The organism is Roseovarius sp. MMSF_3281 (genome assembly GCF_030733685.1).
Classification (GTDB): Bacteria; Pseudomonadota; Alphaproteobacteria; order Rhodobacterales; family Rhodobacteraceae; genus Roseovarius.
Genome location: NZ_JASHIM010000012.1, coordinates 17,819 through 37,429, shown reverse-complemented (window position 1 = coordinate 37,429; position 19,611 = coordinate 17,819). Strand labels below are relative to the sequence as shown.

General features: G+C 64.6%; 6 protein-coding genes. 1 reads left to right on the top strand and 5 read right to left on the bottom strand.

Going from position 1 to position 19,611, the window contains the following annotated elements:
- Positions 1 to 41: 41 nt before the first annotated feature.
- On the bottom strand, positions 42 to 533 hold the full coding sequence (locus tag RBB32_RS12420; protein WP_371931054.1) for a DUF3576 domain-containing protein: 492 nt from the start codon (positions 531 to 533) through the stop codon (positions 42 to 44).
- A 123-nt stretch (positions 534 to 656) separates the two neighbouring features.
- Between RBB32_RS12420 and RBB32_RS12415 the strand changes: the two genes are divergently transcribed.
- Entirely contained in the window at positions 657 to 1,310 is a 654-nt protein-coding gene (locus tag RBB32_RS12415; protein WP_306153031.1) for a YggS family pyridoxal phosphate-dependent enzyme, read from the top strand.
- Between the two features lie 18 nt (positions 1,311 to 1,328).
- Here the strand turns inward: RBB32_RS12415 and RBB32_RS12410 are convergent, their stop codons facing one another.
- The 4 genes from RBB32_RS12410 to RBB32_RS12395 form a co-directional block, all read right to left on the bottom strand.
- A complete protein-coding gene (locus RBB32_RS12410; protein WP_306153030.1) occupies positions 1,329 to 1,826 on the bottom strand; it encodes a L,D-transpeptidase in 498 nt (165 codons plus the stop codon).
- Positions 1,827 to 2,004: 178 nt separating this feature from the next.
- Positions 2,005 to 10,875, bottom strand: a complete 8,871-nt coding sequence (locus RBB32_RS12405; RefSeq protein WP_306153029.1) for a neuraminidase-like domain-containing protein — start codon at positions 10,873 to 10,875, stop codon at positions 2,005 to 2,007.
- A gap of 34 nt (positions 10,876 to 10,909) precedes the next feature.
- On the bottom strand, positions 10,910 to 11,221 hold the full coding sequence (locus RBB32_RS12400; RefSeq protein WP_306153028.1) for a hypothetical protein: 312 nt from the start codon (positions 11,219 to 11,221) through the stop codon (positions 10,910 to 10,912).
- Positions 11,218 to 19,491, bottom strand: coding sequence for a SpvB/TcaC N-terminal domain-containing protein (locus tag RBB32_RS12395; RefSeq protein ID WP_306153027.1), 8,274 nt, complete (start codon positions 19,489 to 19,491; stop codon positions 11,218 to 11,220). Before RBB32_RS12395 ends, RBB32_RS12400 begins: the two co-directional genes overlap by 4 nt.
- Positions 19,492 to 19,611: the final 120 nt, after the last annotated feature.

The following is a 19,611-nucleotide window of genomic DNA, read 5'->3' as shown; positions in this document are numbered from 1 at the left end:
TAAACTGGGACATCTGCGAAAGGCGAAACGCGTGCAACGCTTTAGTAGCGCCCGGCCTGAATGCGCAATTGCCGCGCGCGGGCCAGGATGGCGTCTTCCACGGCGCGTTGCGTTCCGGCACTCACCGGGCCGCCACGGGTTTGCAGCGCCACGTTCAGGGACCGGGCATCAAGCGCCGGATCGCTGATCAATACGGACGCGCGATAGGCGCGGCCACCGCCCGGCGGGGTGCCGTAACCGGTTGAAATGACGCCGGTAAACGGATCGGCGTTCTGGATGGGAAGAAAGTCGAGCACGTCAAGCGAGGCTGTCCAGAGGAAGCGGTTGACCTTTACACCGGCGTCCGCGTTGCCGGAGAAGATATCGAACAATCCGCTTTCGTTGCGGTACGAGTCAGCCTCGCGCCCGGATTCGACCTCCCAGGCTTTCGGATTAAGCTTTGTCTCGCGCTCACCGCAGCCTGCCAACACGACCAGAGATGCCATGGCCAGAGCGGCGATTTTCGAGGAAAAGGTCATTGTGCTACCGTCCACCTTAGTTTCCCTTCCCTACTATCCAACGTCGCGGCACGGGGCAAGGAGTTTGCGGGGATTGTAGTAAGCCGCAGCTTTGTGGCAAAGCTGAAGCATTGCCGCAGAACAGATGAGGGGCCGCAGATGAGCCTTCAGGAAATCCAGAGCCGTATTCAGAAAGCCGAGGCCGATGCGGGCCGTGCAGCGGGTAGTGTGACGCTGATCGCGGTGTCCAAGAAACAGCCCGATGAAAGGGTCGAGGCGGTTCTGGAACAGGGGCACCGGGTGTTCGGTGAGAACCGCGTGCAGGAAGCTGCCGCCAAGTGGCCGGAATTCCGGGAAAAATTTGATGACGTCAAGGTGCATCTCATTGGGCCGCTGCAGACCAACAAGGTGCGGCAGGCCTTTGACCTGTGCCAATATATCCATGCGGTGGACCGGCCCAAGCTGGCGAAAACCATTGCCCGGATCGCGCAGGAGGAAGGCCATTGCCCGGGGGTGTTCATTCAGGTGAACACCGGGGAAGAGGAGCAGAAGGCCGGGATTCTGCCCGCCGACGCCGATGATTTCATCAATGAATGCAAAGGCTTGGACCTGCCCGTCGAGGGGTTGATGTGCATTCCCCCGGTCGAGGAAGAGGCCAGCCTGCATTTCGCCCTTCTGGCGAAAATCGCGGCGCGCAATGGCCTTGAAGGGCTGTCGATGGGGATGAGTGGCGACTTTGAAAAGGCCATTGCCCTTGGCGCCACCCATGTGCGGGTGGGCAGCGCGATCTTCGGCGAAAGAAACTACGAATAACGCCCTGAAATCAACCGCTTACCCGCGCACGATCAGGCGGCTTCCATAGCGGAGTCCGCGCGCGATCTGGCGCAGGTGATCGCGACGAAAGGCGATACATCCCTCGGTGGGGTAATGCGGTCTGCGCCATTGGTGCAAGAAAATGCATGATCCGCGATTTGGGATGGCGTAGGGCCAGTTCCAATCGGTGATGAGGACCAGATCATAGAGCGGATCGGCCCGGCGCATGGTCTCGTGAGAGCCGGAATAAGGCTTTGAAACCAATTGGTTATAATCTTCGCGCCCCGAATCGTCCGACCACAGGTCGCGCGGGGTGATGGGCACGGCCCAAGGGGTGGGCCGCGCCATGCGGTCGGGCCGGTACATCAACCCCACGATACGATGTACACCAATGGGGGTTGCGCCATCTCCCTCGTGTTTACAAGCACTTAGCCCACCCTTACCGATAGAGCAGGGATAGCGCCGCCCGCGAAAACGCAGGCCCAGCGGGGTCAAAACAAGGTCATCAGGTGTCATGGCGGCCTTTGTGCAGAATTTTCGTACGAGTCGTACGAAGATGCCCCCGGTTTCGTACGAAACTCAAGGGGGTCCGCCGGAGGATCGTACGAGTCGTACGAAATCCCGCCGTCAAAGCGATGCCCGGCACGCCCGGAGCGATGCCCCGGACGCGCCGGACGCCCCCACCCGCCGCCGGTCAATCCAGCGACATCTGCACGAGGATCACGATATCCTCGACCGCGCCTTCGTCGAAGGCCGCGGTGGCGCCCGCATCCCCCGGGGCAAGATCGCCCGCGTCGGTGATGCGCAGGAGGTGATCACCCAAAAGCCCCGCCCCGAATCCCGCCGCGGCGCTGGCGCCGACATAGCCGGGGAAATCGGGCAAGGCGGCAAAGCCGGAAACGGGTGTCCCGTTGATGCTGATTTCGGTGCCGGTGGCCGACAGCCCGTCACGGGGTTTGATCAGCAACAGGGCCTGATCAAGGCTGATCGAGCGGTTGCGCAAGGCCATGGGCAGGGCGCGTTGATCGAGCGTCAGCATGGCATCGACATTGACCGGCCCGGTGGACAGTTGATGCAGCACGGTGCCGAATTCCTGTCGCAGGCTATAGGCCCGCGCCAGTGAATTATCGGTCAAGGCCTTGGCCAAGGCCCCTTCGAGCGAGGCATTGGCATCTTCGACCCGGTCGCGCAGCACCCCGTCGCTTTCCGCCGAATAGGAGATATGCAGGATCACGTCGTTGATCGTGGCATAATCGAAGGGCCGGAAGTTGCGCGGCAGGGTCACTTTCCATGTGCTTTCCACGGCCCCTGCCCCTTCGAAGGGCATGTAGCGCGGATCGGCGAAGCTGAAGTCGAAGACGCCTGCATCGGACTGTGCGGTGCTGGTGGCGATCTGCACGGTATGGCGCAAAAGGCTGTCTGTCAGGCCCGCCGGGCCATCCTGCGTGGGCTCCACCCGCAGTTTCGAGCCGGTCAGCGTCAGCGTTGCGGGGATGTTGACGTAGGGCCCGGTCACGCAGGCAATCGACAGGCGCGCGGAATTGATGATCCGCCGGTACTGCCCGGGATAGAGCAGATCGAAGGCCAGTTCGGGCACGGTAAAGGTACACTCCCCGGTCTCGCGCAGGCGCATCAGCCCCGCCGGGTCGATCTCGGCCAGGGAGAAGGGTTGCGAGATTTCCAGCTTGCGGTAGTTGGTTTCGAGGAAGCGTTTTTCCATCGCCACCAGATCGACGGCCAGTTTCTCGCCCGACAAAAGGCCCGCCTGCCCCGGTTCCCAATAGCTGAGGTCAAGCAGGGTGGCGGTATCGTCGGGGCGTTCGAACCGATAGGCCTGTTCGGCCAGTTGCGCCATGGAGAAGGCCGCATTGAAGGCTTGGCGATAGATGGTTTGCAGGGTCGAAACCATCCATGTGTAAAGCTCTTCGCCGGAAAACTTGCTTTCGTAGAACTCCAGCACCTCTTCCTGATCCTCGATGGCCTGAAGGTGGTTTTCCAAGGCGCGTTCGGCGATTTCGAGCCGGAGTTCGGCGGCGGCGATCTTTTTCTCGATCTGCTTGAGTTCGTGTTCGTCGAGTTTCTTGCTGTGTTCCCAGCCCTTGCGGCGGCGTTGATACTTGGCCTCAAGCGAGGCGGATTTGCCGAAGATATCCAGCATGGTGCCTGTATCGCTGAAGACCTTGGCCCATTCCTTGGCCGAGCCGCCCAGTTCGGCACCGCCGTATTTCATCGCGAAGGGCGACCCCAGTTGCGGGATGAGGTAGAAAATACCGGCGGTGCCACTGAGCGCCGCGCTGAGGCCTTTGCTGATGCCGGCACCGTGGGTCGAGATTTGCTCGGCCCGTTCCCATGACAGCAGGTCGTCCGTGATATTCTGTTCGTAATAGCCTTTGCGGTATTCCACCGCTTCCTTGCGGCGGTTGATCTCTTCAAGGCTTTCCTCGGCGGTCTTGACCTCGTTCTCGCGCACCTTGGTGACAAGGTTTTGCATGTTGATCGCCTGTTGCAGGCGCAGCTTGGCCAGTTCCTCGCCATCCTTGCGTTCGATGGCGCCCTGCAGCTTGGCGCCGAAGCCCTGCACCAAGGAGGTATATTCGCGGGCCTTGGAGATCAGGTAGGAGAAGCGATAGGGCGGCAGGTTGCCCGCGCTGGCCCCGAGTATATCGCTGAGGCTGAGACCGGCGGCGCGGGCGCGGACAAGCGCCATCGGGTCGATCTCGGGCGCGAAGAGCGCCATATCCACCCGCTCGCCATCGATGTTGCGGCAATTGTGGATCTTGTAGAGGCGATCTTGGATGCGGTCCCAGATTTTCATCAAGTCCTTGTTGCGCGGCACGCAGAAGACCGGCCCGACCTGCTGGACAACCGAGGTGGTGAAGGCATCGGGGCTGATCCGGTTCCAGTGGCGCCAGTTGCGATCAAGGGTTTCGGTGGCGCGCATATGGCCGCGTTCGGCATAGACCTTGCCGGTGCCGTTCCACGTCATTTGCCGCCCCGGGATGCCGTCTTTGAGGTGCGCGGTTGCATAGCGTTTCTCGGCCGCGGCATGCGGCGCCAGGGCCGGTTCGGCCGGTTCGGACGACGGGCGATCGGCAAGCATGGCGACGGTTGGGTCGTCGTTGATCTGCAACTCGGTCTGGCCGCGGCTTATCTTGTCGACCCGTTCGGCGGCGCCCTTGGTGCGGGCGCTGTCGAATGTCATTTCGGCCATGACCATGGATTCGGTCTTGGCCTTGAGGTCGAGCAAATGGAGATCGGCGCGTTCCATGGCGACGAAATCGCGGCTGGCGACAAAGCCGGTATTGATGGCCTCGTGCATGATGCCGTGGTGCACCCAGAAGCTTTCGGCCTCGATCAGGAAATCCTGACCGGCCTCCATGTGCGGCTTGATCTTTTCATAGCTGCGCGGGCGCACCTTGCCTTCGCCGCAATCCCCGGCATCAGCGGGGCGCGGGCCCATGATCTGGCGGGCCAGATCGTAAAGGATATGCGCCTCGTCCACGGTTTCGCGCTGGAACTGGCGAAACAGGCTGTCGGCCCAGTCCAGCAGGTTATCGACATAGCGCATGACGATATTCTTCTGGAAGGCCGACAGGCGCAGGCGGGCGATGGCATAGGGGTTGAAGGGATCCTTGCGGTAGGCCTCTTGTGCGTCTTCATCGGTGAGGATGCTGCGCAGGGTCGGCGGGGCCATGCCGTGGAACTCGGCATATTGCCAGACGCGATCGCGCTCGGCCTGTTTGCGGGCGCTGTCCGACAGGCCGGCCAGATCGACGCCGCTGTCGAACTTGGCGGTGGGGTCGAAGATGGTCTGGTACCAGCCCTGCGCGGCGGAATAATCCCCGCGTGCATTGTGGTGCCCGGCCAGAAGCGCCGGGATATACATGAAAATCTCGCGGAAATAGGTGCCAAGGGGGCCTGCGTAGTCAAGGCCGCTGGTGGTGCCGCGCAGCCGGGTGCGCATGTTGCTGCTGGTGACCAGGTGGGCCTTTTCCTTGAAATCGGCCTGCGCCCTTTTATCGAGCAGCGCATCCACCCCGCCGTAGAACAGGGTGCGGCTTAACTCGTTAAGGACGGTGGTGCCGATGCGGCGGGCCTCGTAGGGGCGGGCGGAGCTGTTGAAGTTGTAACTGAAGAAGCTGACATCGCTTTGCTTTTGCACGAACAGGCAGGGAAAGCCGAAATCCGATTGCGGCACGACGAGATGCGGATCGGGGGTATTGACCCGCGCAACCGACGCGCCCAGGTCACTGCCGAAGAAATTCAGGTCATCGCGGATATCGCGCGCGATATTCTTGTTGAACCCGCTGGCCAGAAGGTTGCGATCAAGCGCGCGGCGGGATTTCACGAAGTCGAGCCGCGCGCCGACCGGGGCCGGGAAAAGTCCCGGTTGCCAGTGCATCGCCTGTTCGTAGAGGCGCGGCCGATCCGAGGACCCGCGCATGTGCATCGCCTGCCGATTGCGCCCCCAGGCGGAGGCCATCCTTTCCTTCTGATCGTCGGTGGGGGCCATGGCGCGGCGTTCGTAAAGATCGACGTGATAGGGGACGTGCCGTGCGCCGAGGCTGAGGAACAGTTCCCCGTCAAGCACACCGGGATAGACCTTTTGCCATGCCGGGGCGTTCAGGCGGTAACCTTCGTGGTAGTCGTTGTGCGGGATCAGTTCATCGGAGAAACTGGGGATAAGGGACGACGAGGGGGGATTCTTTGCAAAGCGGCCTTCAAGCAGCACGCCGCCCTCGCGCAGGATCCAGTTTGGTTCAAGCCGGAGCTGTTGCGGCGTGGCCCATGTGCCGTCGAGGCGCAGGAAGGTGAACATCATCTTGAAGGTGTGCTTGTAGCCACGGAACTTGTTTTCGCCGCCTTCCACCTCGCTGCGCGAGGCGGTGCTGGTTTCCAGCCAGAACAGATGCAGCCGGTTGTTGTACATGAAGGGCGAGACATCGCGCACCGGGATGGCCACGTCGATCTTGCGCCGCGCCGAATAGGTCACCCGGCGATTGTCGAGGATCTTGCCGAAGGTCAGGTTGTGGATGGTCCAGTAATAATAGCCGGGCGGATCGTCGGCGGTGCAGCCGAAGACATGCATCACGTCCTGCCCGTCCGACCAGACATGTTCGTGATAGGCCCCGGCGATGCGCAGGTTTGCCACCTCTTCGAAGCCCCGCATATAGGCCCCATAGGCATCCAGAACGGTTTGTTCGGTGACATCCTGTTGCAGCAGGGTTTTTTCCAGCGTTTCGAACAGCGGGGTCTTGTTGTCGCGCAGTTCGGGCAGCATGTAGTTTTCCGGCCAGAGGAAGACTTTGCGGTTGGCCTCCCAAACGCGGTAATTCTTGCGCCATTCCCATTCATCGGCGGGGATGCGCGAGGGGCTGATATGGACGTGATCCGCGGCATTCGCGGCGCGGCGGTCTTGCTCCATGTTGAGCACGACGCGGTGCACGTAGCTTTGCAGCGAACCGATGGCCGAAACCACCAGAGAGGTGCGCGCGCAGCCCTCCATATCCGGGTCGATGAGGTAGTAGTTGTAAAGGTCGCCGCGACTTGCAAAACGCCCGGCGGAATCGCGGATCATCCTGTCGGCCAGCGCATCGCGGCGTTTGCCGCGCAGCGCGTCCTCATGCGCCTCGGAGGCCGAGGCAAAGGCCGCCTCGTCGCCCAGCCGCAGGCGCAGCGCCGCCTTGAGGCTTTCGGCCCCTTCTTTCAGGGATTCGGCGGTCTCGGAGGCCAGCAGGGCCATGACATCGGCCCCCAGATGGCGGTCCTCGGCGAAGGCGACGATCCGGCGCATATGCGTCAGGGCGGGCACCGCCAAATCCGGCAGGCTGGCGGCGGCTTCGAAGACGCGCACCGTGGCGATATCGGCCCCCGTGGCGCGGGCGAATTGGCCGGTGTCGGCGGCGGCGAAACCATTGGCGGCGGTATGGGCGGCCAGAACCGCCTCGACCGCCTCGGCGTGGTCGTCACCATCGCCGTCTTGCAGGGCGTCGATATAGCCCGCGATGGCGCCCACGCTGGCACGGGTCCAGACCGCGACCGGGTTTGCCAAGGCGAAAAGCGCCCGGTTGGTATCGACAAACCGCACCCGTTCGGCCGTGATGACATCATCGGCGAGGGCGGCGATGGGGCGGCGCATGCGGGCCAGCGCCGTTTCAAGCGGCCCGGCGGACCCGCCGCTGGCCGCGTCGATCACGCTGGCCTGTGTGAAATCGGCCCCCGCCAAGGTGGCCAGCGCATCGAATTTGTCTTGTGGCACGTCAAGCGCGAGGGCCAGTTCCTCGGGTAGGATGCGCCGCAGGTTGAACCCGTCCAGCACCGCCTGCAAATCCGCCTCGGTCACACCGCTGGGAAAGCCCGCCGCCGGGGCGGTGATGGCAGGCGCAAGGCCGACCCCCGGCTTCAGGCGCAGCATGTCACGCTCGGCGCTGTCGAAAAGGCTTTCGTTGGCGCGGGTTATGGCGCGGGATTGATCCTCGCTGACGCCATCGAGATAGGCAAAGACCGTGGGCGCGAACAGGCCGCGTTCGCCATCGGCGATGGCGGCGACCACATGCGCCGTCAGGGCGGTGGGATCAAAGAATTCCCCGTCCTCCGCCGGATCGGTCGCCACCCCCGTCAAGGCCGCCACGACAGGCAGATCGAAGGGCATGGTTTCGGCCCGCTCAGCAAAGTCCAGCAGGGCCGTCACGTGATCGGGCGTGGTGACGGCAGAGGCCCCCGTGGCGATGCGGATGGCCATGAAAAGACCGGGGATTTCAAGGCCCAGCGCCTCGGCCAACAGGGCATGACGATAGAGCAGCGACAGCGCCTCCGCCGTCAGCAGGAAACCGCGATCCTGTTCGGCGGCGGCTTCGGGATCAAAGCCAAGGGCCGGGGCAAGGTTGACGATCAGCGCAAGCAGGTCTTCCTCGCTGATGCCGAAGGCCATGCGCATGCGTTGCGAAATGAAGACCCCGGCATTGGGGCCTGCATCGGGCAAGGAGGCATCGTTGCGCAATCCGGGATGGACAAAGCGCAGCGCCGGGGCCGGAAAGGCCACCGCCCCATCGGTGCGCAGGGTTTCGTTGAACAGCCGGTCCATCAGCGCGCTGTCGTGATGGCCCATGGCGATCCGGGGGATGTCACCGCCCAGCGCGAGGGCCTGATCGGGATCAAGGCCAAGCGCATCGGCGGTATGCGCCACGCGCAGTACCCGGGCAATGGCGGCATCGGTCAGGCCGCCGCCCACACGGGTCATCACCGCGTCCAGCGTGGCCGGATCCCAGCCGATGGCCTGCGCCAGCCGCCAGAAGCGATGCGCCCGGTCCAACATGGCGCGGGTCATGCCGGTGACGCGCTCGATATCATTCTGCACGCTGGAGGGCGCGCGTTTCTGGGCACGGATGCGGATATTGCCGCCGCCTTGGACGAAATCGGTTTCGACCAGCGCACCGAAGTCATCGCGGCCGATCTCCATTCCGGCCATGATGTCCTGTACATCGAAAGCATCGGCGGTATTGCCAGAGCGGGGAAACTCCATCCGGTAAAGCGCTTCGAGGAAACCCCATTGGCTGCGGGCCGTGGTGATCATCCCGTAGGCGGGCATCGACAGCAGAAGCGCCGCCGCGTTGGCCACGTCGTTGGGGGCGTCGGGGCGGATCAGGCCCATGATCTCGGCCCGGTCGGTATCGAAATCGGTGACATATTCATCGGCTTCGGCCGCGCCAAGGACGAAGGGCGTGACGAAAGACCGGGTGGCGGCGGGCAGGTCATCGCCATAGACCTTGTCGTGCACCGCGTCACGGTCGGAGATGTCGATCCCGGCATCGGCGCGTTGGGCGATGGCGGTTTCAAGGATGCCGTTGATGATGCCGAGGGTGGGCACCAGATCATGGGTGTTGTCGCAGGTCAGCGGCGTTGTCCACAGATCGGGCCGCCGGTTCTGCAGCTTGAGCGCATGATTGGCCTTGGCCCCGGTGAATTCCTTCTTGGTGACGTTTTCATCGACGAAATTCATCAGGTCGACGAAATAGGCCGCCGGGCTGAGGATCGAATCGCAATGCGCGCAGTCGCAGAAGCTTTGATCGCCGAACAGGTCTTCGTAGCCGGGCAGCTGTTTCAGGCCGTCGGTGACATCCTCGGGCGGGGTGGGCAGCCATGTGTAACCGCCGGGTTGCCAGATCAATTCATCGGCGAGGGTGGCGACGAGGTTGGTCACCGTCAGGCGGGTGTCGCGGGCGCGGGCATAGACCATCTCGGCCTCGACCATCGGCATGCCGGTCAGGCTTGCGACGGTCATCGGGTCACTGGCCGCGACGGCCACGGCGGAATGAAAGCCCCCCTGCATCAGCGCGGCGGCGTTGCGCACGGTGCCGCCCACCTTGTAGGCGCGGGTCCGGGCCTTGAGCACGGTCAGGACCGCCGCTTGGTCCTTGGCGTCGAGGCCGTCGAAGTCAAGTTTTCGCAGGTCGTCGGACCCCGGCATCAGGTCAAGCTGCATCAAGTCCATGTCGCCGTTTTTCTCAAGGAACCTGTCGAACACGGCGAGGCGTTCACCGATCCGGGCGGCGACGCGGTTTGCCGCCTCGCCGGATTGGGCGATCTTTTCAAGCTCAAGGCCGGGGTAGGCCCCCACCGTGGCGCGAACCTCGGACAGGGCCGCCTTTTCCTTGTCGTCCAGACGCGCGGGCAGATCGGGATCAAAGAGCGCCTCGGGGTTTTGCTTGAGCAGGTCGCGGATGGATGCATAGCCTTTGCTGATCTGCTCTTTTTTCGGGGCGGTCAAACGCGCCCGGAGGCCGGTATCGGGAAACCGCTCTTCGATACGGTGGCGGATTGAATCGGCCTTGGCCCTGGCGCCCTCGGGGTCTTTTTCAAGCAACTCGGCCGCGGTGGTTTTGGCCAGTTCCCGGTCACTGGCGAACAACAGGTCCTGCAGCTTTTCGGGCCTGCGGCCCAGCGCCTTGACCTGTGTCTTGGCGACACGTTCGACCGCCGCGATATCGTCGCCCAAAAGCTGCGCGAAGCCGGACAGGAGGCCCAGCCGCTTGGCGTCTTCCTTGTTCAGCTTGCCTTCGATCGCCAAGCTGCCAACCCGTTGATCCGACAGCGATTCAAGCGACGGCACACGCTCCAGCAGCGCCTTGGCCCCGTCATCGGACAGATCGGCCAGATCGGCCAGCGCCGCCACCCGCGAGCGGTCCAGTTCGCGGCGCAAAAAGGGCATGTCATCCAGTTTTGCGTCCTGGTTACCGGTATCGAGCCCGGCCAGGCGTTCGGCAATGCCCGTGGTCGACAAATCGGCCTCTAGCCGGGCTTTCTCGCTGTCTTCGATATCGGCGGTCTTGATGGCATCGGCGATCGCCTCGCTGGCCTTGCGCTCCAGAATCTCGCTATCCGAGATTTCCTTGATCCGGGCGCGCAGCGCATCGGGGACCGCTTCGAGGGAGCCGAGAACCTGCTGCCTGCGCACTTCGGCCAAGACGGTTTTGGTCACGCCTTCGCGGGCCGCTTCGGCCACCGAGAGGTTACGTTTCTTGGCCAGTTCGCGCAGTCCCTTGAGATCAAGAATTTCTTCCGGCATGACAAGTCTCCCAAATGTATTGGCGCGATCCGTCCTAAAGCTGTGGAATGCGCATGGTTATCTCGGCCCCCCGGGCGCGCAGGGCCTCCGGGGTGGTGACGGGGTCGAGCCCGTCGCAAACAAGCGCGGCACCGATGGGCGCGGCGTTTTGGCTATCGAAAGCGATGCTGTCGGGATCGGCCCCATCCGGCAAAAGCCAGAATTCCGGCCCGAAACCGCAGCCCGTATGCAAAACCCGGCCGCCTTTTATCGCGCCGAGTTGCACCAGTTGCCCGGCCTTGGCCAAGCGGGCCAATCTGGCCGCTTGCGCCTTGGCGCTGACCCGGTTGAGGCCCGGCGCACTCATGGTGCGCCTGCCGCGGCGGCGGGTTTTTCATCGTCGCCGGTCAAGTAGCGGTAGGCGCCATAGGCAACCCCGCCCAGCCCGGCCATTCCTGCGGCGGTCCATCCCATGGCCTTGCGGGCCATGGATTGTCCGCCAATCTGGAAATACAGTTGGTAGGTCGAGTGCAGGGCATTCAACGGCACCATCGGCAAGGCATGCAAGCGGCCCGTGGCCAGCCGTCCCGCGGCATAGGCCCCCATTTCATCCAATTGGCTGAGGATGGCGAAAACCGGCTGTCCTTTCGGGGTTTTCCACATGAATTGCTTGACCGGCCAGGCCACCAGGTTGGTGAAGGCATGGAAGGCCTCGTGCGCGCCGCCGTCCAGTTTGTTGGGCAGACGGGTGGCGGTATTGGTGATCGTGGTTTTCACATAGGGCCAGAAGCCAAGGAACTTGCCGCCCCCGGTCGGCGAGGCCCCGGCCCCGGGGGTAATCCCGTAAAGCAGCCAGCGGCCCACGGCGCTGTCGGCCATGGCGGCACGCCATCCGCCCTTGCTCATGGCCCAATTGTAGAACTTGCCTTGCAGGGCATAATCGCCGGCCACCCATTTGAAGAGATTGTCGGCATAGACGCTCATTTGTTTCGCGCCTTTGGCCGAGAGTTGCCTCAGCCCTTTGACCGACAGGTTTTTAGCGGCTTTGCGGCCCAGTGTTGTCAGGGCTTTCACCCCTGCTTTGACCGCCACTTTCAGGCCGGTCTTGATGGCCGCCAAGCCACCAAGGGTCACCACCGTCAGGGCGATATCCACCACCGTCAACGCCACGTAAAGCCCCTGCCCCCATGCGCCGAGGTTCAGGCTGCCCATGCCGCCGGGGATACCGCCGGATTCGCCGCCTTTCTTGTCGCCGCCAAATTCAAGGTTCCAGTAGCCCGCGTATTTGACCACCTTGTCCATGACGGTGGCCGGTTTCTGACCGCCGCCGCCTTCGTCGCCGCTTTGGCCCGGCGTCTTGTTCTTGTTGGCGTCGCCGCTGGCGCCGCCCTTGCCATTTGCCCCGCCGGTTTGCGGCCCGGCGTTGCCGCTGCCGGTGCTGCGTTCGCCGCCCGTGCCCTTGCCTTCGCCGGTGGCCGCGCCGTCGGGGTGCCCATTGAGCGACCCCTTGAGGCTGCCGCCGGCCATGCCCCCTTCCTGACCGCCCTGTTGGCCGCCGGGGGTTTTGCCGGTGCCGCCCTTTTCGCCATCGGGCAGGGTGCCGTTGGCCTCGGGGTCGGTGCCGGTGCCGTTGCCCTTGCCGCCTTTCTTGCCCTCGGCGCTGCCGCCGGGTTTATGCGCATCGCCCAGCCCGCTGCCGCTGGCGCCGGGGCGCGTGTGCTCGCCGCCCTTGCCGCTACCGGTTTTGACGGGGTCACCTTTGCCCGCACCGTGGCCCGTGCCCGTGTCGCCCAAACCATGGGCGTTGGCGTCGTCCGAGGTGCCGCCGCCGCCGTCGCCGTTGCTTTCGGACAATGGGTTGCTTCCGGTGCCGTCGTCATCGCCTTGGTCGCTGCCGTTCCTGGCCTTGCCTTCCCCATCCTTGCCGGTGGTGTCCGCCCCGGTGCCATCGTCATCACCTTGGGAAAGGTCGGCGCCGTCTTTCTTGCCGTCCTTGGCCTCTTGGCTGTCGTCGCCTTCGCCGCCGCCGCCCGAGGTGTTGGCACCGGGGTCGGTGCTGTCGGAGGTATCCTCGGGGTCGGTGTCGTCATTGGGGTCGCCCGTGCCATCGCCGGTGCCGGTGCCATCGTTGGACCCACCCGGGGCGGTGGCCACCTGCACGTCTTCGCCAGCGGCCAGCTTGCGTTCGACAAGCGCCGCCATCTCGGATTTGCTGCCCATGTGCACGGTGCCCTGCGTGTCGATGAAATAGGCGAAATTCCTGGCGTCATAGAGCGCCTTGAGTTCCCTGAAACGCTCGGGGTTGGAGGTTCTCAGACCGATGATCGCGTTGATCACCGCGTCGGGCGTTTCGGCCACTTCGACCGGGATGCGTTTGCCCCGTTCGCCGCTGCCGGTGGTTTGCAGGCCGGTGGGGTCAAGATAGGTGATCGGGTTGCATTGCGCGTAGATATAAAGGTTCGGGCCATCCTCGTCGCCCGCCGGATCGGGAGAAATCCACCGACAGAGCCAGCTTGCATAGTAGCGCTGCCCGATATGGTGCAGCCCGGTGGCATCGTCGCGTTCGCGCCCGATGAAGCCGAAACGCTTGAGCGCCACCTCGCGGGCATTGTCGCCCGCGGCAAAGGCGCGTTGACCGAAGGGCAGGTATTCCTCGTAGGAGATGATATTGCCCGTCTCGTCCAGCCGCAGCGAGGCCGAGCCCAGGTGATCGCCCAGCGTATAGCGCAGGCGGTGCGCGGTCACGTCGTCGGTTTCCCGCGCGCCGCTGTCGAGGGTCCAGCGGTAAAGCTCGGCGATATCGGACAGGCCATCGGACAGCGTGGTCGTGAACCTCTCAAGGATCATCCGATCGTCGCGGAAGATGCGGCGGCGTTGCGCGCCGGGCAGATAGGTCACCTCGGTTCGTTCAATGATGCCACCGGCCAGCATGCGGCGGGTGATCCGGCGCAGGCGGTTACCGTCGCCATCGTAAAGATAAACCTCGTCATCATCCGGCAGCCCCTGATCCGCGCGGTCGATCACCACCGCGCGGGCCAGCCGTTGATCGTGCCGCCATTCCAACCTTGCGATGTGGTCCATGCGCTGCACCTCGCCCGAGGCGGCGAAATCGGCCTGCGGGTTGGCATGGGGCAGGCCATCGGCCCCCAAGGCGGGGCGCGATCGGTTGCTGGCCGCGTCGATCCAGAAATCCTGTGTAAAGTTGCTCAGGGTGCCGGTGTGGCGCAGGCGCTCAAGATTGTTCGAAAGGTCGTATTCGTAGGTTTGGCTAAAGCGTTCGGTGGCCGAGCCATCCGACAGTGCGAAACCGGCCTGCGGGGTTGGCCCGGCAGTGAGCGCGTTATGCGCCCGCCCCTCGCAGCGCGTCAGCCGGTAGAAGGGATCATAGGTATAAAAGCGCGCGGCGCTGACGGCGGGGGCGGTGCGGAAAAAGGCCGAAGCCCCGCCGCCCGCCGGATCATGGGCCAGATCGTGACAGGCGGTGATATTGCCCACCGGGTCATAGGTATAATTGAGGTTCTGGATCAGCCGCACGCGCGCCCCGGCGGCGGGGCGGCGGGCCTCGATCCGTCGGACCAGACGGGTGTCGGGGTCATAGCTGCGGGTCAGTTCGACGCCGTTGCCCAGACGGGCGAATTCGCGCTGCCCCTCCACGTTGTAGCGCGCATCGCCAAGGATTTCGGTTTCGGGCACCTGCCCGTCCAGCGTGGCCACCGACAGGGCGGCAAGATGGCCGCCATCGGTATAGGCGGCCCGCAGGCGTGTGCCATCGGGGCGCTCTTCGCTCAAGGGGCGGCCAAAGGCATCGTGGTGCATGCGGGTGGTAAAGACATCCGCCTCCAGCGCCACGGCGCCCGTCCAATCGGGCGCGGCCTCGGCATCGGCCAGAAGTTGCATCGAGCTGCGGGTGGGCTGCCCGGTGGGCAGGGCATCCAGCAGGCGGTGTTCGCCCGCATCGTCCCGCGTGATCACGGCCATCCCCAAAAGATTGCGTGCCAGCGTGTCGGCATCGGTGTGGTCATCGGCATAGCTCACCGTCTCAACCCGGCGCAGTCCAGCGCCGGTATCGACATCCACGGCGACGATCCGGTCGGTGGCGTCAAACCGCGTGTGCCGGATGGTGCCATTGGCCAGCGTCAATTCCACGGCGTTGTCGCGATCATCGAACAGGGCGCGGGTCTGGCCGGCATCGGCCAGCCATTCGGTGATCTTGCGCCCCTGCATGTCATGGACATGGCGCGAGGTTTCGACCCCGCGCGCATCAATGACGCGCGTGATATCGCCGTAGTGGTCATAAAGACTGCGCATTTCGCGCAGGCCCGCGGCCCCGCCATCCTCGCGCAGGCGCACCTGTGCGCCGGTGGCATCGAAGATGCGTTCCACCGGGGTGCCTGCATGGGGCAAGCTGCCGTCAAGCGCGCGGCGGTCGGGGTGATCGGCGGGCAGAATGTCCCGCGACAGCCGCCACGCGGATTGATCGACCGTGTCATTGGCATCGAAATGCCGCTCTCCCCACGCGCCATAGTCCGAGCGTTCCATGGCCCCGCCGGGCAGAAGCCGCCGCACCACCCGTCCGAAGGCATCGAAATACTGTTCGGTGGGCTGGCCGAATTGTTGCAGCACCTCGTCGGCCTCGTAATCGGGGCGGTCCGAGAAATAAGGTTCATAGGCGCGGATCGGCTCGCCCTTCTGGTTGCGCTGGACCCAGCCGTTGGTGCTCCAGCGTTGGGCGGCATCTTGCAGATCGGGCGTGCCGTCGGCGGCCAGCACCACGTCGCCTTGCGCATCGCGGTGAATGGCCGGGCCGCCCTCGACCCGTTGTTTGCCGCTCAGAACCTCGCCGTAGCCGTCGTGATACAAAACTTCGACGCGCAGATGGCCCATGGCCTGCGCCGCGCCCTGCCCGTCATGCCGCAGATCGCCCGCCAGAATGGACAGTTGTACCGGCGGGCTGCCATCCCTTTCAAACGCCTCAAGATCGTAGATCATCAGCTGTGAGGCCGCCCCAAGCGCCCCCGCCGGATCGGCCAATGCGGTTGCCAGATCGGGAACCGGCCCGGCGGGCGGCGGATCAAAGCCCCAAGGCTGCGGGGTGCCGGTGTCATCCACCACGCTGCCGCCATGGGCGGCGCGCAGCGGGATGCCCAGCGGGTCGAACACGGTTTCGCTCCATGCGCCGGTCGGGCTTTCGCTGCGGCGGGGGGCAAGCGCGTGATAGTCGATCACGCTGGTCGCGACCGCGCCAAATGGGTCGGTCATCGCCACGGCGAACAGATGCGCCGCGTCAAAGCCGTTTGTCGTGCGCCGCCCATCGGGCAGGATATGCCCCGTGGCGCGGAAGAACCCGGCAGCCTCGAGGTAGGTCAGCACCGGGGTTGCCCGCCACCAATGCCCATCGCGTTGCCAATGGCCCAGATCGGTCAGGCGCGGGCCGATACTGCCGCCGTAATGCGTGGTGGCGAAAAGGTCAGAGAACACGGCGCTTTCGGCGTGGTGCAGGCGCGGCGGTTGCGCGATATCCTGCGGGCGGTCGAAATCGGCGGGCAGGCCTGCCGCGTCATAGTGGATTTGCCGGCTCCAATGGCTGCGCAGGGCGCGGTTGGGCACCGGCGGGGCGGCAAACTCCAAAGGGTCGGCCAGCGCCGTATCCACAAGCGCCGCCAGTTCGTCAAACCGGAACCAGCCGCGCGCCGGGGCTGCCAAGCCGGGCAAAACGAACTCTTCCTGTTCGCGCAAAAGGTTGAGCGACAAAAGCGCGTCCTCGTCCGCGTGGTGCAGGGTTTTGCGCGTGATCTCGCATGTCAGGGTGGATTGCCCCGTATCCTCGACCGGTTGTCCGGCGCGGCGCGGGTAACAAAGCGTTGCGACCAGCGTATCGGCCCCATGGTCATCGCGGTGCAGGATGAAGGCATGCGATTCACGCGGATCATCGGCGACCCCGTGATAAAGTGCGGCGCTGCTTTCGCGGTCAAAACAGGCCAGCACCGCGCGATCCTGTGGCCGCCTGCGGTTGCGCAGGGCGGCTGCGGCGGCGGGGGGCTGTTCCATGCGCAGGGCAAAGCCCGATTGGTTGACCGACATCGGCACCGGGGCCGGGCCATCGGCCCCGATGGCGTAGGTTTCTTCGCGCAGGACACGCCCGCGCAGGCATTTGCGCGCGTCCTGCAGGGTTTCCATATCAGGCACCGGCGCACCGGGCGGGCGTTCGAAATGGAAGGCCGGAACCTTGATTTCCTGCGGATCGCCCTGCCAATAGCGCGCCTGTGCCGGATCGCCCTGCCCGTGATCATAGAAGGCGCGGGTCATCAGCGGTTCACTGACCGGCAGGTCGTCGCCCCCGGTGTGCAGGAAATCGGCGGTGACGACCTCGACCTCGCCAAAGCCCGCGAAACTGCGGCTTCGCCCGTCATAGGCCCCGTTGCGATAGCGCAGTTGCGTCTCATATAGGGTGCCGGTGATCAGGTCTTCGGTGATCACCCGGTCCACCGTGACCAGATGGCTGGGCAGGCTGGTATCCCATGCCCGGTCGCTGCCTTGATCGCGCAGGTAATGCTGCGCCGAGTGGCCATATTCCAGGCGGTCGCAACGGCCCATGCCATTGCGCAGCTCGCGCATCAGGCCCGGCGGCACCGCACCGGACAAAGGCAGGCTTTGCCATGTGGCGATGCGACCGGGGCGCACTTCGGTCCAGACCAGCGACAGGCGCCCGTCGGCCATGATATCGGCCACCTCGACGGTGCTTTTGGTGTCGATCATCGGCAGGCCCGACAGGATGCGCGGCGCGCTCCAGCCATTGCCGGCCTCGTTGGTCCAGATGCGGACCTCCCCTTCGCCCAGAAGGATCAGGTCCGCCGTGCCCGCGCCATCCAGATCCGCCAGCAGGATACGATCCAGCGCAAAGCCGCCCGCGGTATCGAGAACCGGCGCGTTTTCCATAACCACCGGCACGCCGAAACGGCCGCCGCCCAGACCCGGCCAATAGGCAATCATGCCGCTGCGCACCAAGACCTGATCCTGCAGGCCATCGCCGGTCATATCGGCGAAAAGGTAATCATTGGCCGGATCACTGCCGAGCGGGGGGGCGCCGGTGGGGCCTTGGGCGGCCGCTTCGCTCAGGCGGGTACGCTGTGCCTGGGGCGCGTAACCGGCGCGGCCGCGCGCCTCGTAATAGCGCAGGCCCTCGCCGTCGCGCACCACCAGATCGGCGCGGCCATCGCCCGTCATGTCCAGCCGTTGCAGCCCGGCAAGGCTGCCAAGGGCGGGCATTTCATCGAAGGGGTGAAAGGCACTCCATTCCCCCTTGCTGCGGTCGAATGTGTAATGCCCCGCCCCCTGCCCGGCATAGGCCACCGCATCCATGTTGCCGTCACCGTCGAAATCGCCAAGCGATATCGCCGCAAGGCTGTGGGCCGGGCGGCTTTGCACACAGACGGGCGGCGCGAACCGCCCGCCGCCGAGGTTGCGTTGAAAGAACCACCCGGCGGGGTCATCCTGCAACAGGCCCGGCAAGCCTTCGCCGTAGAGATCGGCCAGAAGCGTCTTGGCATTCGACAGGCCACCGGGGGCGGTGGCCTGCAGGGGGGCCGGCACGGCGGCGAAGGTATCGGCGATCGACGGTTGGGTATAGTCGAACCGAAGCGGCGGCATGGCGCGGCTGGCCCCCTCGCGCCAGCCTGTCTTGGTCACGCCGGTCAGCAAGGTGCCGCTGCTGCGTTCATCATAATCGAAGGCGATGCTGCGGGTCAGGACGGGCTGCGGCCCCAGTGCATCGAATTGGTGAAACAGCAAGGCGCGCTGACACAGGCGCCATGTCCGCAGGTCGAACCCCGCAGTGCAGGTGGAAAAGGGATCGGGCCGAGCGGGCCACGCGCGGTCGGGCACGGGGCCGGGTGCATCCGGGGCGTGATCGCCATAATCAAAGACCAGTTGGAAGGCCCATCCGCTGGTCGCCGGGTCGAAGGCGTCGGCATCCTGCGCCGGGGTCGTGTTCACCCAATGCACGGATTTGAGATAGCGTTGCGCCAGTGCGCCGCGCCGGGCGCGGTCGGCCAATCGCCCGCCTGCCCCGCCGCGCAGATCCTCGGACAGATATTGGTACCAGATGGCATCGCCCCGGGCATTGACCGTCAGTTCCGGCAACCATTGATAGATGTGCCGGGGCTGCGCCGGGTCGGCAATGCAGGTGCCGGCCTCGGGGTCGCGGCCATAGACGGTGACCGCATCGGTGGTGTCGCGGCTGCGCCAGTGGACCGCGCCGGTGGCGATCTCGACCCAGCGTTCGAACCGGATACGGCTGTTGTTTTCCTGCGCGATGAAAGCTTCCACCCGGAACCCGGCCTCGGTGCGGGCCACGGCCCGGCCCGCCGCGTCGCGCCTGGGCACAAGCGAACCGCCCAGGGTGGCGGTATAGCCATCGCTTTGATCGTAGCGCGGCAGGTGATCGCTGCTGTCGACGGTAATCACCGGCAGGCCCATCAGGACCCAACCGCGCCCGAAGGCCCCCTGCAGGCGCGAGGAGGCATAGCTCAGACCGAGGGTCGGCTGCAGACCGTTGCGGCCCTCGGGGAGGTCGAAATCAAGACTGACCTGTGCCGACCCGGTAAAGCGATCTGCCGAGACCTGATAGGACAATGCCAAATTCGATGGCGAAAAATTCGATGACCCAGACATCGCGATCCCTTGAAAACACGACGAAAGAAGAAACCATGAAAAACAAGAAGTATTCGAAAAGGGCTTAAAGGAGCCTCAACTCAGGGT

Bases quoted from the DNA above. Each gene is read 5' to 3' on its own strand.
- RBB32_RS12415 (WP_306153031.1), top strand. From the start codon at position 657: ATGAGCCTTCAGGAAATCCAGAGCCGTATTCAGAAAGCCGAGGCCGAT.
- RBB32_RS12410 (WP_306153030.1), bottom strand. From the start codon at position 1,826: ATGACACCTGATGACCTTGTTTTGACCCCGCTGGGCCTGCGTTTTCGC.
- RBB32_RS12405 (WP_306153029.1), bottom strand. From the start codon at position 10,875: ATGCCGGAAGAAATTCTTGATCTCAAGGGACTGCGCGAACTGGCCAAG.
- RBB32_RS12400 (WP_306153028.1), bottom strand. From the start codon at position 11,221: ATGAGTGCGCCGGGCCTCAACCGGGTCAGCGCCAAGGCGCAAGCGGCC.